Source organism: Pseudomonas sp. A125, assembly GCF_055409485.1.
In genome coordinates this window covers 271,424-286,943 of sequence record NZ_JBUZVP010000003.1, presented here as the reverse complement: position 1 = coordinate 286,943, position 15,520 = coordinate 271,424, and the positions used below count along the sequence as shown (strand labels likewise).

At 59.9% G+C, this 15,520-nt stretch carries 12 protein-coding genes and 2 tRNA genes; 12 read left to right on the top strand and 2 right to left on the bottom strand.

The window, feature by feature from the left end; genetic code table 11:
• The first annotated feature begins 58 nt into the window (after positions 1-58).
• From ACZRN6_RS06410 to ACZRN6_RS06370, 9 genes are all read left to right on the top strand, one after another.
• A tRNA-Ala gene (locus ACZRN6_RS06410) sits at positions 59-134 on the top strand.
• Positions 135-213: 79 nt separating this feature from the next.
• Positions 214-289: transfer RNA gene (locus ACZRN6_RS06405), tRNA-Glu, on the top strand.
• 184 nt (positions 290-473) lie between these two features.
• Positions 474-1,013 (top strand): TetR/AcrR family transcriptional regulator, encoded by a 540-nt coding sequence (locus tag ACZRN6_RS06400; protein ID WP_464007479.1) that lies wholly within the window; start codon positions 474-476, stop codon positions 1,011-1,013.
• A gap of 28 nt (positions 1,014-1,041) precedes the next feature.
• Entirely contained in the window at positions 1,042-1,875 is an 834-nt protein-coding gene (locus ACZRN6_RS06395; RefSeq protein ID WP_322144263.1) for an alpha/beta hydrolase, read from the top strand.
• A gap of 50 nt (positions 1,876-1,925) precedes the next feature.
• On the top strand, positions 1,926-2,375 hold the full coding sequence (locus ACZRN6_RS06390; RefSeq protein ID WP_169387636.1) for an acyl-CoA thioesterase: 450 nt from the start codon (positions 1,926-1,928) through the stop codon (positions 2,373-2,375).
• A gap of 40 nt (positions 2,376-2,415) precedes the next feature.
• Complete coding sequence (locus ACZRN6_RS06385; protein ID WP_322144264.1) at positions 2,416-3,381, top strand: tRNA dihydrouridine synthase; 966 nt, start codon at positions 2,416-2,418, stop codon at positions 3,379-3,381.
• A gap of 543 nt (positions 3,382-3,924) precedes the next feature.
• Complete coding sequence (locus ACZRN6_RS06380) at positions 3,925-4,881, top strand: adhesin (RefSeq protein WP_464007478.1); 957 nt, start codon at positions 3,925-3,927, stop codon at positions 4,879-4,881.
• An 81-nt stretch (positions 4,882-4,962) separates the two neighbouring features.
• Positions 4,963-5,910, top strand: coding sequence for a hypothetical protein (locus ACZRN6_RS06375; RefSeq protein WP_464007477.1), 948 nt, complete (start codon positions 4,963-4,965; stop codon positions 5,908-5,910).
• Between the two features lie 115 nt (positions 5,911-6,025).
• Positions 6,026-8,008 (top strand): hypothetical protein, encoded by a 1,983-nt coding sequence (locus ACZRN6_RS06370; RefSeq protein WP_464007476.1) that lies wholly within the window; start codon positions 6,026-6,028, stop codon positions 8,006-8,008.
• 82 nt (positions 8,009-8,090) lie between these two features.
• Here the strand turns inward: ACZRN6_RS06370 and ACZRN6_RS06365 are convergent, their stop codons facing one another.
• Both ACZRN6_RS06365 and ACZRN6_RS06360 read right to left on the bottom strand, forming a co-directional pair.
• The gene (locus ACZRN6_RS06365) at positions 8,091-11,396 is read right to left on the bottom strand and encodes an EAL domain-containing protein (protein ID WP_464007475.1); all 3,306 of its coding nucleotides are present in this window, start codon (positions 11,394-11,396) and stop codon (positions 8,091-8,093) included.
• Between the two features lie 64 nt (positions 11,397-11,460).
• On the bottom strand, positions 11,461-12,351 hold the full coding sequence (locus tag ACZRN6_RS06360) for a LysR family transcriptional regulator (RefSeq protein WP_464007474.1): 891 nt from the start codon (positions 12,349-12,351) through the stop codon (positions 11,461-11,463).
• A gap of 145 nt (positions 12,352-12,496) precedes the next feature.
• Here ACZRN6_RS06360 and leuC point away from each other — a divergent pair, with 145 nt between their 5' ends.
• The 3 genes from leuC (at position 12,497) to ACZRN6_RS06345 (ending at position 15,472) form a co-directional block, all read left to right on the top strand.
• Positions 12,497-13,915: a 3-isopropylmalate dehydratase large subunit gene (gene leuC, locus ACZRN6_RS06355; RefSeq protein ID WP_464007473.1), complete on the top strand. Its 1,419-nt coding sequence runs from the start codon at positions 12,497-12,499 to the stop codon at positions 13,913-13,915.
• A 10-nt stretch (positions 13,916-13,925) separates the two neighbouring features.
• Complete coding sequence (leuD, locus tag ACZRN6_RS06350; RefSeq protein ID WP_322144271.1) at positions 13,926-14,570, top strand: 3-isopropylmalate dehydratase small subunit; 645 nt, start codon at positions 13,926-13,928, stop codon at positions 14,568-14,570.
• A gap of 137 nt (positions 14,571-14,707) precedes the next feature.
• On the top strand, positions 14,708-15,472 hold the full coding sequence (locus ACZRN6_RS06345; RefSeq protein ID WP_322144272.1) for a class I SAM-dependent methyltransferase: 765 nt from the start codon (positions 14,708-14,710) through the stop codon (positions 15,470-15,472).
• The last annotated feature ends 48 nt before the right edge of the window (positions 15,473-15,520 follow it).

Here is a 15,520-nt window from a genome sequence, read left to right as displayed (position 1 = left end):
AAATAAATTTGACAGCTTTCCAATACGCCATTAAGATTCGCCCCGTCCTCACCGACGAGGGGCTATAGCTCAGCTGGGAGAGCGCTTGCATGGCATGCAAGAGGTCAACGGTTCGATCCCGTTTAGCTCCACCAATTTACAGGTTCAAGGTCTGGCCACACCGTCCTTGAATCGATCAGGTCTCAGCTCTGATCAGTTGTATAGAAGGTTTGTGTCCCCTTCGTCTAGTGGCCTAGGACACCGCCCTTTCACGGCGGTAACAGGGGTTCGAGTCCCCTAGGGGACGCCACGATTACCCGCTCTGCGGGATTTTTAAGGGTCATTCAATTATTGAATGGCCCTTTTGTTTGTCTGGCGTTCAGCCAATCCTCCTGCCTCTTCCCCAACTTGTTCTTCTGACCAATGGTCATGCCGGTGGCTTGCGAAATATTATTATGGTAATAATATTCGAGGCATGAGATTCGGAGGCAACGATGAACGATAAAAAAGCACAAACCCGCGAACGCATTCTGCAAGCTGCTGGCGCCGCCTTGATCCAGCGTGGCCCGGCCGAGCCGAGTGTCGGCGAAGTGATGGGCGCGGCAGGGCTCACCGTCGGTGGTTTTTACGCGCACTTTGAGAGTAAAGATGCACTGATGCTGGAGGCCTTCACCGATTTGCTGGCCCGGCGCCGCGCCGCTGTTGAAGACATGGACTCGACGCTGACCGGCGAGGAGCGTCGCGCTCTGGTTGCCGCGTTTTACCTGTCGCGCAAGCACCGCGACTCCACCTCTCAGGCGTGCCCGATTCCGGCCACGGTAGGCGAGATGAGCCGCTTGCCGGATGAATTCCGTCAGGCCTTGAATGAACACTGTGAACTGATGGCTGCCCAGCTGGCCGCCACCCCTGAAGACACCGACAAAGCCCTGGCTGACATGGCGCTGATGATCGGCGGCTTGTCGCTGGCTCGCGCCCTGGGCCCGGGTGAGCTGTCGGACCGTGTGTTGCGTGCGGCCAAGTCCGCAGTACGTTAAGAACGGCTTCGGGCCTGAGGAATGAGCGATGGGTACATTGAAATGGATTCGTGGCGTCAATGGCACCCTGGGCCGTCTCGCGCCGCAAACCGTGGCCAGCAAGATGCGTCGGGTGTTCATGACGCCCCGGGATCTGCCGCCTCGTGACTGGGAGCTGCCGTTGCTGGCGCAATCAGAGCGCATCACCTTGCGTTTCGGCCTGTCGGCGCTGAAGTGGGGCCAAGGCCCTGCGGTGTTGCTGATGCACGGCTGGGAAGGGCGCCCTACGCAGTTTGCCAGCCTGATCACGGCGTTGGTGGAGGCGGGGTATTCGGTGATTGCGCTGGATGGCCCGGCTCACGGTCACTCGCCGGGGCGCGAAGCCCATGTGCTGCTGTTCGCCCGCGCCATGCTGGAGGCTGCCGCCGAGTTGCCGCCGCTGCACGCGGTGGTCGGTCACTCGATGGGTGGCGCCAGTGCGATGCTCGCGGTGCAGTTGGGGTTGCGCACCGAGTCTTTGGTCAGCATTGCCGCACCGTCGCGGTTTCTCGATGTACTGCGCGGCTTTGCCGGCATGGTCGGCCTGCCGGCCCGAGCGCGTTCGGCGTTTATCCAGGAAGTCGAACTGACGATGGGCATGCCCCTCAAGCACCTCGACGTGGCCCACTATCAAATGAATATCCCGGGCCTGATCGTGCATGCCGAAGACGATACCTTCGTCTCGGTCAAAGCCTGCCAGGTCATCCATGACGCCTGGTTCGACAGCCGCCTGCTGCGCCTGGAGCAGGGCGGGCACCAGAAAGTGCTGGCGGACCCGCGCGTGATCGAAGGCGTACTGGCGCTGCTGGCCGGCCGCCACGTGCCTGAGCGCCAAACCGCCTGAACCATGGGTTACACTGCTCGCCGCCGACATTAATCGACCGGGAGCAGCGCATGGGCTGGGATTTGGCAACGCCGTTTATCATCGATCTTCAGGTCGGTACCGAAGACATCGACGGCCTTGGGCACGCCAATAACGCCGTGTACGTGTCCTGGCTGGAGCGCTGCGCCTGGCGCCATTCCCAGCGCCTGGGCCTGGACCTCACCGAGTACCGCCGGCTCGATCGCGCCATGGCCGTGGTGCGGCACGAGATCGACTACCTCGCCGCCGGCTACGAAGGCGACGAGCTGCAGTTGGCGACCTGGATCGTCGATTGGGACCAGCGCCTGAAAATGACCCGCCGCTTCCAACTGGTACGCCCACGTGACGGCGCCACCTTGCTGCGTGCGCAAACCACCTTTGTCTGTATCGAGCTGTCCAGCGGCAAGCCCAAGCGCATGCCGTCGGAATTTCTTGAGGGTTACGGCCCGGCGCTGCAAGGCGAGTTACCCTCCGGCGCCTGAAACCCGTAAACTGCGCCACGTTTTTCGTTGAGTGTTTTCCATGCAAATTGCTTTGGCGCCCATGGAGGGGTTGGTCGACAACATCCTGCGGGACGTGTTGACCCGTGTGGGCGGTATCGACTGGTGCGTGACCGAATTCATCCGCGTCAATGACCGCCTGCTAACCCCGGCCTATTTCCACAAGCTCGCTCCTGAACTGCTGCACGGTGCCCATACCGCCGCGGGTGTGCCGCTGCGCGTGCAATTGCTTGGTTCCGACCCGGTGTGCCTGGCGGAAAACGCGGCGCTGGCGTGTGAGCTGGGCTCGCAGGTAATTGACCTCAACTTTGGTTGCCCGGCCAAGACCGTCAACAAGTCGCGCGGTGGCGCGGTGCTGCTCAAGGAGCCGGAGCTGCTCAACCAGATCGTCGAACACGTTCGGCGTGCGGTGCCGGCGCACATTCCCGTCACCGCCAAGATGCGCCTGGGCTTCGACAGCCCCGACGGTGCGCTGGTATGTGCCACGGCCCTGGCTGAGGGCGGCGCGGCGCATATCGTGGTGCATGCGCGCACCAAGGCCGACGGTTACAAGCCGCCGGCGCACTGGGAGTGGATCCCGAGGGTGCAGGACGTGGTCAAGGTGCCGGTGTTCGCCAACGGCGATATCTGGAGCGTCGAGGATTGGCGGCGCTGTCGGGAAATCAGTGGCGTGGAGGACATCATGCTTGGCCGTGGCCTGGTGGCCCGCCCCGACCTGGCGCGTCAGATCGCAGCTGCACGGGCGGGTGAAGAGGTGGTGCAGATGACATGGGCGCAGATGCAGCCAATGCTCCAGGAGTTTTGGCGCCAATCCGTCGAGCAATTGACCGAGCGCCAGGCGCCGGGACGTTTGAAGCAATGGCTGGCAATGCTCACGCGCAACTATCCTGAAGCGGTCGAATTATTTACCAAGATGCGTCGGGAAACCGACCTGGAGCAGGTAGGGCGATTGTTGGGCATGCCCGATTCGGTGGCGCTGCAAAATTGAGTTTGGATATATAAACGTTTCTATCCAGTAGTCGAGGGCGCCGTGGGCGCCCTTTTTTTTGCTTGAAATAAGGTGTTGATCGCTGGAACGCCATCTTTTGTTGAGTTGTATCTCGGGTTTTTAGTTGCTTTATATATGTGAGCTGGTTTTTTGTTTGCTACAAGCTCTTGCAGTTTTAAAGCCAGGAACTTTTAAGGTTTGTCGTTGGAATATCAGGGTGCGCGCGATAACACAGGTTTGAGTTGCGGGTATGAACAAGTGATTTCATTGATTTGCTTCAAGGGCTGAGTGTTGCCTGATATATCCGTTTTGCGCATGGCGAGAACCAGTCAGTGCACGATTTTTCGCCGGGCGTCCATAGGATAATGTGCGGATTCCAATTTAATGTCCTTATGTGAAGGCTGACTTTCGGAACTTGATCCTCGTAACTCCCACGAAAGTAGGGAGTGTGCAGCACTCGGGTTTATTTCCAGTCCAGAACCAAGACGATCTGTTTTCAGGCCGCTGACGGTGTTTTGGCAATCACTGAATAAGGATTTATGTATGTCTAACGTGTCGCTCAATAACTTCCCTCGCTTGACTACTGACTTCAATCAGCAGGGAGCGGAACTGCCCAAGGCAGTCGATCACAAGGCTGCCGATATTTCAGCGAATTCAGCCCGCACGCTATTGAAAAATTCCACTGCTGTTCCTGCGCAAGGAAACGTAGCGCTCAACAAGGACGCATTCGAAAAGTTAGTTGAGATGTTTGAGTATGTGTTAAGGGCGATGCGCAGCATGCTGTCTGGGCCGAAGGCGCTTCCTACGGTGGTCCCCGATGCTGCTCCACTGCCAAGGCCTGAGAAAAGTGGCGATTGCGCGGTGAAGAACAAGCTTGGTGGGAGTACCGATGCGCCGAACGCTGTGCCCGCAGACAAGGCCGGGAATACCCCGGCGGTTCCGCGTCCAGGGTTCAGCGTACCGTCTGAGTTTCAAACGTTATTGAGCAAAGACCCGCTGACGAATAACCGCAGCAGTGCCGATGTAAACGTTACGGTTCAGGTGAAGAATTGCTATTGCCCTCACGCTGATACACCGAAGGCAGACGTGATAAGGCCGGACGCACCGAAGCCCGACGCACCGAAACCGGATGCACCGAAGCCGGACGCACCGAAGCCCGTCGTACCGATGCCCGACGTACCGAAGCCGGATGTACCGAAGCCGGATGCACCGAAGCCCGTCGTACCGAAGTCCGACGCATCGAAGCCGGATGCACCGAGGCCGGACGCACCGATGCCCGTCGTACCGAAGTCCGACGCACCGAAGCCGGATGCACCGAAGCCGGATGCACCGACGCCCGACGCACCAAAGCCTGATGCGCCTACGCCAGACGTACCGACGCCAGACGTAACAGCTCCCGGGCCCGCCGAAGATGACGGGTCTGAGGTCTCCAGCCACGACAGGCGACGTGCCTATGACAACCACTGGCGTTTTAACCCGGGCCGCCGAGTAAACAGGTAAGTCAGCAACTTCTGTGTTTTTTATCAACAAGGCGCTTTCCGGTTAATACACATCGGGAAGCGCGCGATGAAGGATGGCTGTATGTCTTGTACAGAGATTGGTAGCGCGGGCATCACTGGAAGCTACCACCCACACTCGCAGTCTTGCTCGATACGGCGGCGGCCGATTACGGAGCAGGTATCGGCGCAGGTGCCCTTGTCATTCGGTAATAACGCGCCAGGTGGCGTTGGTGATACAGCCAGCGACGGCCCGGTATTGGCGAAGCTCGTAGAACTGTTCAACCAGTTTTTTACCCAGTTGCAAAGCTTGCTGGCAGGCAAGGCGCTGGTGAACACCGTTCCGACGCCAGTAACGCCTGCGCCTACGGTGCTGCCCAAGCCGGATGCACCGTCTCCGGGGCCCGGCCCACAGGTGCTTCCCGACCTTTCCGATAAGCGCAGTGGTGCCAAGCCCGAGAATATATGGAACGGCTTTCGCCAAGGCCCCGACGGTAATTGCGTGACCATTTCGGCGATCAAGGCGGCGATGGCGAAGTTCGGTCAAAGCCCGACCGGTATCTTTAAATCTGTTCAGCCCACGGCTGAGGGCTATCACGTCGTCATGCGTGATGGGTACACCCTGGATTTGAAAAAGACCGAGTTGGATAAAGCGAAACGGGGTTCCAGGTTTGTCCCGATGCGCGATTCCGGGATGCTCAAGGATGCGCACTTCCTGTTTGCCTGCAGTGCCAAGCGGGCAATGTTGGAAAACAACGACGGGACGGCAGGAAAGAGTATCGAAGCCGCAATAAAGAGCCTCAACAACGGTGAAGATGAAACGGGCCCCGGGGAAGGTTTCAAGCGCCTGGGCCTGCGCGACCACATGAAAAGAGTACCGGTCAGTGCGTTTGCTGATAAATCGTTGATCGGAATGGTCAACCGGGGCGCGCATTCGGTGGCGGTGGTTGATGGCTGTGAAGAGTTGTACGGTCGCAAAACCGGCAGGCCACGCTTTGGACAGGCTGTCGCGTTGGTTGATTCAAAGCGTTAACAGGTCGCTCAAAAAACCACGGAAAAACGGGTGCATATCACGTCCGTACAGCAGGCTCTGTATGCCGTGTTTATGCACTTTTTTGTTGTGTGTTTGTTTTTAAAAAGGGATGTTTATGATGGGTATGAATACGCGGGTTGCCACGGGTGTGGCGGCCCATCAGTTCTTGCAAGTAAGGGGCAGGAGTAAAGCGCCGTTAGATGTTGTAAAGGCATTCAATGCCACCGAGCGACAGTTTGGTGAGCACGCCGATACGAGCAGCCACGCTGCCGTTATCCAAATGATGATGATGACGTTCGGCGCGGCGCTGGCCGATCTATTCAGCGAAGTAAGGCGTGCCGGCTCGGGGCATGACGTTACATTGAAAGACGGCTATAAACTGCATGTTTCTGATCAAGAGTTGCACCGTACCGCCGTAGCGTCGAAGTTTGTCGGTAATAATCCCGGTGCAATGGAAACTGCGAATTTTGCGTTGGCGGTCTTTATCAAGCGCAAACAATTATCCAGCACCGATAGCCGCATCAACACGCACTTTGACACAGCGTTGTCCACGTCTTTACAGGGTGAAACCGTGTTTAACCTGCTCAAAGGCATGGGAATGAACCCGTTTGTACGGCAGCTCCCCACGGACGAGCTCGCAGGCAAGGGGACGGTTGGTGTCATGGCCGTTCATGACTTCGGCGCCTCATTGATCCGCAACGGGGTGGCGCATCGTTTTGGCCGTGAATACACACCCAGCCGCCCGTATGTCTACGTGCTGGAGACGGTTGAACCACGCTCCAGCGTGCTCCCTCAGCTCAAACACCGTGTGCAGAATGTGCCGGTGGCCCCGGTCAATATTCCGCTCGTAGATACGCCTTCCAATGGGCGAGGAGAGAAGCGGGCTGAGATTCTCGACGGGTTTAACGCCGTTGAGCGAGGGTTCAATGAGGTGTTTGATGTCAGCAGCCATGCCTCGGTCATAAAACTGATGATGATGAGGTTTGGCCAAGGCGCTACGGATATGTTCGAAAGTGTCATTCCCGCAGGCGCCGGCTTTGACATCACGATGAAGGACGGTTTCGAACTTCATCTTTCCGGGCAGGAGTTGCAACAGATGACTGGCGCATCGCGGTTCGCTGGTAGTAACCGCGACATGGTGCAGCAAGCCGACTTTATGCTGGCGGCTTATACCAAGCGCAAACAGATGACGCGCGCCGACCTGACGCCGGGCACCTCGTTCGAACAGGTTTTATCGAGCACGCTCAAAGGCGATACGCAATACAACGTGTTGAAGGGAATGGGCATGACGGGCTTTTTGCGCATCGTCTCACCCGCCAGGATGCAGGAGCCGGGCGCGGTGGCGGTGGTCAGTACTTCCGGGTATTCCAGTGCGTTAGTGCTGGATGGCATACAGCACAGCCCGGGTAATAAACGATCGGTGGGCACGTCCTACGGCTACATGCTTGCCGAAGCTATACCTGAAGGGCAACCCATTGATTCAGGCGCGCGAAGCTCTGCCCTTTCCGGTGTGGCAGTCGGCATCCCGCCGGCCAACATCTGGAGTGGGTTCTATCAAGGCGTAGAGGGGAACTGTGTCACGGTTTCGGCGATCAAGGCGGCGATGCTGCGCTATGGGCAAAGTCCGCGAGGCATCTATAAAAACATCACCGAAACCCGCGAAGGCTATACCGTGACTCTGCGCGACTCCAGCAAAGTGAACCTGACGCACGCAGAACTGAAACAGGCCCGGGAAGGCTCGAATCTCAAAGGCCCTGACGCCGGCCTGCTCAAGGATGCGAACTTTCTGTACGCCGTCAGCGCCAAGCGTGCGCAAATGGAAAACCACGAGTTTCGTGCCGGCGAGAGCTTTGAAGTGGCCATGAGCACGCTTAACGATGGCGAGGTGCCTGGCGATGCATTGCGACGTCTGGGCCTGTACGCCTTTACCCGACGCGTCAGCGTTCAGGCGCTGGCAAACGGTGCAACCGGTACGTTGGCGAACTTCGGGCACTCGGTTGTCGTCAAGGAGGGTTTTTTTGATTATTACGGGTCTAAAATCCCACTGAAAGCTTCAAGCTGGATGCGCGACGACGGCGACGCGCTAATGTTGGTGTAGGTTAAAAGCACAGAGTTTTGAAGGTCTCGATGGCAGGTGGGGCATCAACTACCGTGACCCGTTGCTCGTCATGCTGTGTGCCTTACTCCGATGACCTGGCTTGGGTGGTGCGCTTCAGGATCTGCCTGAACCCCTCCACCGGCAACGGCCGGCTGTGCAGGTAGCCCTGGTACAGATGGCACCCAAGCCCTTGCAAAAACACCAGTTGCTCGGGGGTTTCCACACCTTCGGCAATCACCTCCAGGTTAAGGCTGCGTGCCATGGCCACGATTGCGCGGATGATCTCCGCATCGTTCGGGTCATGGGTGGCATCGCGCACAAACGACTGGTCGATCTTCAGCGCATCCACCGGCAGGCGCTTGAGGTAGGTCAGTGACGAATAGCCGGTACCGAAGTCATCCATGGCAAAGCTCACGCCGAGCTTTTTCAGGCGGCGCATTTTGCTGATGGTGTCGTCCAAATTCTGGATCACGATGCCTTCGGTGATTTCCAGTTTCAGCAGGCTGTAGGGCAGTTGATGGTGCTTGAGGCTGCGCTCTACCCGTTCTACAAAGTCGTTCTGGCGAAACTGCCGGGGGCTGATGTTCACGCACAGGCTGAAATTCAACGGGTCCACCAGGCCCTCTGCGATCAATTGTTGGAAGGCGGCGCACGCTTCGTCAAGGATCCAGGTGCCGACTTCAAGGATCAGGCCGCTGTCTTCCAGCACCTTGATGAACTCCGTTGGGGATTGCGCACCCAGTTGCGGATGTTGCCAGCGCACCAAGGCTTCGGCGCCCACAATCTGGTTGCCACGCGCATCCACCTGGGGTTGGTAATGCACGCTGAACTCGCCGCGGGACAGGGCCAGGCGCAAATCGGTTTCCATGCGCAGGCGCTCGCTGGCGGTTTTTTGCATGCTGTTGTGGAACATCTGGATCGTGTTGCGCCCCGAATCCTTGGCTCGGTACAGGGCGATGTCGGCGCGCTTGAGCAAGTCTGCCGGGGTTGAGCCGTGATCAGGAATCAGTGCCACGCCGATGCTGGGCGTGACTTGCAAGCGGTGGCCGTCGAGAAACATCGGTTCAGACAATAGTTCGCGCAGGGTATCGGCCAGCTCCTGGACCTGGGTGCTGACTTGCGGGCGTGAGCCTTCCAGCCCGCTTAGTAGCACGACAAATTCATCGCCGCCCAGGCGCGCCACGGTGTCTTCCATGCGCACACTGGCTTCGAGGCGGGCGGTGACGATTTTTAGCACGGTGTCGCCCACCGGGTGGCCGAGGGAGTCGTTGATGTGCTTGAAGTGGTCCAGATCGAGGAACAGCAGGGCGCCCCGCAAGTTGTGGCGCTTGAGCAGGGCGATCTGCTGGCTCAGGCGATCCATCAACAGGGCGCGGTTGGGCAGGTTGGTCAGCGGGTCGTGATAGGCCAGGTGGCGAATCTGCGCCTGGGCGTTCTTCAGCAGGCTGACGTCCCGGGCGGTCAGCAGCAGGCACGGGGTTTCATTGAGGGTAATGGGCTCCACCGACACTTCAACCGCCAGCACTTCACCGCGCTTGTTGTGCCAGAGCATTTCCAGGTGGTGAATGCGGCCCTTGATCTGCAACTCGGCGAGCAATGCCGCGCGCTGGTTTTCGTCGGCCCAGATGCCGATCTGGTACAGCGTCAGGCCAATGGCCTCTTCGGCGCGATAGCCGGTCAGACGGCAGAAACCGTCATTCACTTCCACGTAGCGCCCGGTATCGCGCTCGGTGATCGACACCGCGTCGGGGCTGGAATGAAAAGCCTTGGCGAATTTTTCTTCGCTGGCCTTGAGTGCTGCTTCCGAGCGCTGCTGCTGGGTGATGTCGCGCAACGTGGTGACGATGCAGGGCTGGTCGCCAACCTGGATCAGGCGGCTGGAAATCATACAGGTCAGGGTGTGGCCGCTCTTGTGATGAACGATGATTGCCACATTGCTCAGGGATTGTTCGCGAATCACCTGTTCGATGCGTTGCAGGCGCTTTGTGGACTCATCCCACAAGCCGATTTGCTCGGCGTTGTTGTTGAGCACCTCGGCGGCTGTCCAGCCAAACGTCTGGGTGAAGGCCGGGTTGATCTCGATAAACTGGCCAGTCTCCAGGCGCGTCACGCAGATCGGGTCGGGGCTGGCGAGGAACAGGCTGGCAAATTTTTCTTCGGACGCGATCAAGCGTTGTTCGCGCTCAACCTGGTCGGTGATGTCAAGCAACGTGCCGGCCATGCGCAATGGCACGCCCAGGTCATCGCGATACAGGCGGGCGCGGCTTTCCAGGTAGCGCGAGCTGCCGTCTTCCAGTTGCACGCGATAGGTCAGTTGATAGTTGCCCGCCGGGCCTTCGCGCAGGGTGCGGTAGGCATTGCGCATGCTCTCGCGCTCTTCATTGGGCATGCCTTCAAAAAACGCCTCGAAGGATTCGTGGAACGGTTGGGGCTCCAGCCCGTGCAATTGGGCGGCCCGGGCCGAGCCGTAGAGCATGCCGCTGGGAATGTGCCAGTCCCAGGTGCCCAGCTGTGCCGAGTCCAGGGCCAGGTCCAGGCGCTCCTGGCTGTCCTTCAGGGCTTGTTCGGCGTTTTTGCGCTCGGTGGTGTCGAGGAAGGTGCTGATCAGGTAGTCCTCGCCGTCCAGCTCGACTTTTTGGGCGCTGAGGGTACCGTCGTGGACCTGGCCGTTGCTGGCGCGAAACTGCACGTCCATGCTGATGGGCGCGCCTTTGCGCTGGGTGGCCTTGACCAGCAGCGCGCGTTGCTCGGGGTGCACCCAGAGGCCCAGGTCCAGCGTGCTGCGGCCAATGGCATCGACCAGCGGCCAGCCGAACAGGCTCTCGAAATACTGGTTGGCTTCGCTGATCAAACCGTCGGCCTGACGGGTCAGCAAGACCATCAGCGGGCACAGGTGAAACAAGGTGGCGAAGCGTTTTTCCGAATGGCCGAGGGCGTGTTCGCGCTCGCGCTGGTGAGTGATCTCGCGGATTACCCCGATCATTCGCCGGCGCCCGGCCTTGTCCGGCAGCAGGCTGCCATTGATCTCCAGCCAGTGCAGGCTGCCGTCGGGCCATTGGATGCGATGGTGCATGGCCTGGGCAAAGGGCTCGCCGGCCAGCACGGCATGAAAGGCCCGCACCACCTTGGCGCGGTCCTCGGCGGCCAGCAGGTCCAGGTACTCAAGGTCTGCGGGCAGCGGCTGGCGCGGGTCAAAACCGAACAGCGCCTGGGTGCCCCGGGACCAGCTTATCCGGCCGGTATCGATTTCCCAGCTCCAGGCGCCCAGCCGGGCTGCGTTAAGCGCCGCCAGCAGTTGCGGCGCGCTGTCCCAGCTTTGTTCCGCCTCCTGTGGGTCCAGGGCGTAGATGCGGGGCAGGGGTGGCACGGAATCGACGGGGTTGCGCATTAATCAGAGGCCTTGGCTCAATGGGCATTCGGCGCGGGGTTCACAGTCTAAGTTCCGCACGGTTTCATGCCGGGTTCCCTGGCAGATCGACCTGTGCATCCAATAGGCTCATGAAAGCCCGCGCAGCGTTCGACAGCGTCCTTTCGGTGTGCACGATGTAGCCTAGCTGGCGACTGAGCTGTATGCCCGGTAAAGCGATGCGTGCCACCTGCTCATCGAGCATGGTGCGCGGCAGCACGCTCCAGGCCAGGCCAATGGAGACCATCATCTTGATGGTTTCCAGGTAGTTGGTGCTCATGGCGATGTTCGGCGTCAGGCCCTGGGCCTCGAACAGCCGCTGCACAATATGGTGGGTAAAGGTATTGCCACCGGGAAACACCGCTGGGTGCCGGGCGATGTCCGCCAGGCTGACGCTGCCGTTACTGATCAGGCTGTGTTCCGGCGCCACCACGAAATCCAGCGGGTCGTCCCACACCGGGGTAGCGCGCACCAACGTGTGGGGCTCCGGCGCCAGGGTGATCACGGCCACTTCGGCGCGGCCATGGAGGATTTCTTCGTAGGCCACTTCTGAATCGAGAAACTGAATGTCCAGCGCGACGTTCGGGTATTCCCGGGTAAATGTACGCAGCACTGGCGGCAGGCGATGCAGGCCGATGTGATGGCTGGTGGCCAGAGTGAGGCGCCCGCTGACCTCGCCGGTGAGGTTGGTCAGGGCGCGACGGGTGTCGTCCAGCACGTTGAGAATCTGATAAGCCCGCGGCAGTAATGCTCGCCCGGCTTCGGTGAGGCCGACTTCGCGCCCCAGGCGGTCGAATAGTCGCACCTTTAATTGCTGCTCCAGGCCGGCGATGCGCTTGCTGATGGCTGGTTGGGTCAGGTGCAGGCGTTCACCGGCGCCGGAGAAGCTACCGGTCTCGGCGATGGCGATAAAGGCATTGAGGTTGGCCAGATCCATTGTGCTATTCCAGTTGGTAATCCAAAGCATAAAAAATATGAATTTGAGTTATTTAATGTAGCGCCATACCATCAGCCTCACAAGCCAAAGGGTTATTGAATCGTTCAAGGCCCGGGGCATAGAAACACCTGATGAGGACCGCGTGATGGCCGGCAAAACGCTTTACGACAAGCTTTGGGATTCCCATGAAGTGAAACGGCGCGATGATGGGTCGTCGCTGATCTACATCGACCGTCACATCATCCATGAAGTGACCTCGCCCCAAGCGTTCGAAGGCCTGCGACTGGCCGGGCGCAAGCCTTGGCGCGTCGACTCGATCATCGCCACCCCGGACCACAACGTGCCGACCACGCCGGAGCGTAAAGGCGGGATCGACGCCATCGTCGACACCGTGTCGCGCCTCCAGGTGCAGACCCTCGATGACTACTGCGACGAATATGGCATCACCGAATTCAAGATGAATGACGTGCGCCAGGGCATCGTCCACGTGATCGGCCCGGAGCAGGGCGCCACGTTGCCCGGCATGACCGTGGTCTGCGGCGACTCCCACACCTCTACCCACGGTGCGTTTGGCGCCCTGGCTCACGGTATTGGTACGTCCGAGGTGGAGCACGTCTTCGCCACCCAGTGCCTCGTCGCCAAGAAAATGAAGAACATGCTGGTGTCGGTGGAAGGCGAATTGCCTTTCGGCGTCACCGCCAAAGACATCGTGCTCGCCGTCATCGGCAAGATCGGCACCGCCGGCGGTAACGGCCATGCCATCGAATTTGCCGGCAGCGCGATTCGCGACCTGTCCATCGAAGGCCGCATGACCATCTGCAACATGTCCATCGAGGCCGGTGCCCGTGTGGGCATGGTGGCGGCGGACGAAAAGACCATTGCCTACGTCAAGGGTCGTCCATTCGCACCGGCCGGTGCCGATTGGGACGCCGCTGTAGAAGCCTGGAAAGACCTTGTGTCCGACACCGACGCGGTGTTCGACACCGTGGTTGAACTCGATGCTACCCAGATCAAGCCGCAAGTCAGCTGGGGCACTTCGCCGGAAATGGTGCTGGCCGTTGACCAGAACGTGCCGGACCCGGCCAAGGAAACCGACCTGGTCAAGCGCGGCTCCATCGAGCGCGCCTTGAAGTACATGGGCTTGAAAGCCAACCAGGCGATCACCGACATCCAGTTGGACCGTGTGTTTATCGGTTCCTGCACCAACTCGCGGATCGAAGACTTGCGCGCTGCGGCGGTTATCGCCAAGGGCCGCAAAGTCGCCTCGACCATCAAGCAAGCGATCGTGGTGCCAGGTTCGGGCTTGGTTAAAGCGCAAGCCGAGGCGGAAGGCCTGGACAAGATCTTCCTCGAAGCCGGTTTTGAATGGCGCGAGCCGGGCTGCTCGATGTGCCTGGCGATGAACCCGGACCGTTTGGAGTCGGGCGAGCATTGCGCGTCTACCTCCAACCGGAACTTCGAAGGGCGTCAGGGCGCCGGTGGCCGTACGCACCTCGTTAGCCCGGCCATGGCCGCCGCCGCTGCCGTCAACGGTCGTTTCATCGACGTTCGCGAATTGATCTGAGGAATACCCGATGAGAGCTTTTACCCAACACACCGGTTTAGTCGCGCCGTTGGACCGTGCCAACGTGGACACCGACCAGATCATTCCCAAGCAGTTCTTGAAATCGATCAAGCGCACCGGCTTTGGCCCGAACCTGTTCGACGAGTGGCGCTACCTGGACGTGGGCTACGCCTACCAGGACAACTCCAAGCGCCCGCTGAACAAGGACTTCGTGCTCAACGCCGAGCGTTACCAGGGCGCCAGCGTGTTGCTGGCCCGGGAAAACTTCGGTTGCGGCTCCAGCCGTGAACACGCGCCGTGGGCCCTGGAAGAATATGGCTTTCGCAGCATCATCGCGCCGAGCTACGCCGACATCTTCTTCAACAACAGCTTCAAGAACGGCTTGCTGCCGATCATCTTGAGCGACGCTGAAGTGGATGAGTTGTTCCAGCAAGTGGACGCCGATGTGGGCTACCAGTTGACCGTCGACCTGGCGGCGCAGACCGTGACCCGTCCGGACGGCAAGGTGTATCACTTTGAAGTGGACGCCTTCCGCAAGCATTGCCTGATCAATGGCCTGGACGACATCGGCCTGACTTTGCAGGACGGTGATGCGATTGCGGCGTTTGAAACCAAGCACCGGGCGAGCCAGCCTTGGCTGTTTCGCGACGCTTGATTTGAGGTAGGCCGTGCGGGCCCCGTCGCGGGCAAGCCCGGCTCCCACATGTTGACCTGTGAACACGGTCGAGTGTGGGAGCTGGCTTGCCTGCGATAGCGCCCGTACAAACACCCCAAAACCCAAGGAAAACCACCATGACCAGCACCGCCCACACCCAAGTCGTGCAAAAACAATTCGGCGAACAGGCCGCGGCCTACCTGAGCAGCGCTGTCCACGCTCAAGGCACCGAATTTGCGCTGCTGCAAGCCGAACTGGCCGGGCAGGGCAGTGCGCGACTGCTGGACCTGGGGTGCGGCGCCGGGCATGTGAGCTTCAACGTTGCGCCGCTGGTTAACGAAGTGGTGGCCTACGACCTGTCCCAGCAGATGCTCGAGGTGGTCGCCGCTGCTGCCGTAGACCGTGGCCTGGGCAACATCCGCACCGTGCACGGCGCCGCCGAGCGCCTGCCGTTTGCCGATGGCGAGTTCGACTTCGTGTTCAGCCGCTACTCGGCCCACCACTGGAGCGACCTCGGCCTGGCCCTGCGCGAAGTGCGCCGGGTGCTGAAGCCGGGCGGCGTGGCGGCGTTTGTTGACGTATTGTCACCGGGTAGCCCGCTGTTGGACACTTACCTGCAAACCGTCGAAGTGCTGCGCGACACCAGCCACGTGCGCGATTACTCCGCCGGCGAGTGGATGCGCCAGCTCAACGAAGCCGGTTTGCAGGTGCGCAACAGCAGCCGCCAGCGCCTGCGTCTTGAATACACCTCGTGGGTTGAGCGCATGCGCACCCCAGAGGTATTGCGCGCCGCCATCCTGGAACTGCAAACGGCGATGGGCCAGGAAGTGCGCGATTATTTCGAGATTCAAGCCGACGGCACCTTCAGCACCGATGTGCTGGTGGTCTTTGCCGAACGCTGATTAATTTTTCCCGACCTGCCCACGGGTGGGTCGCTTGATGAAATGAGG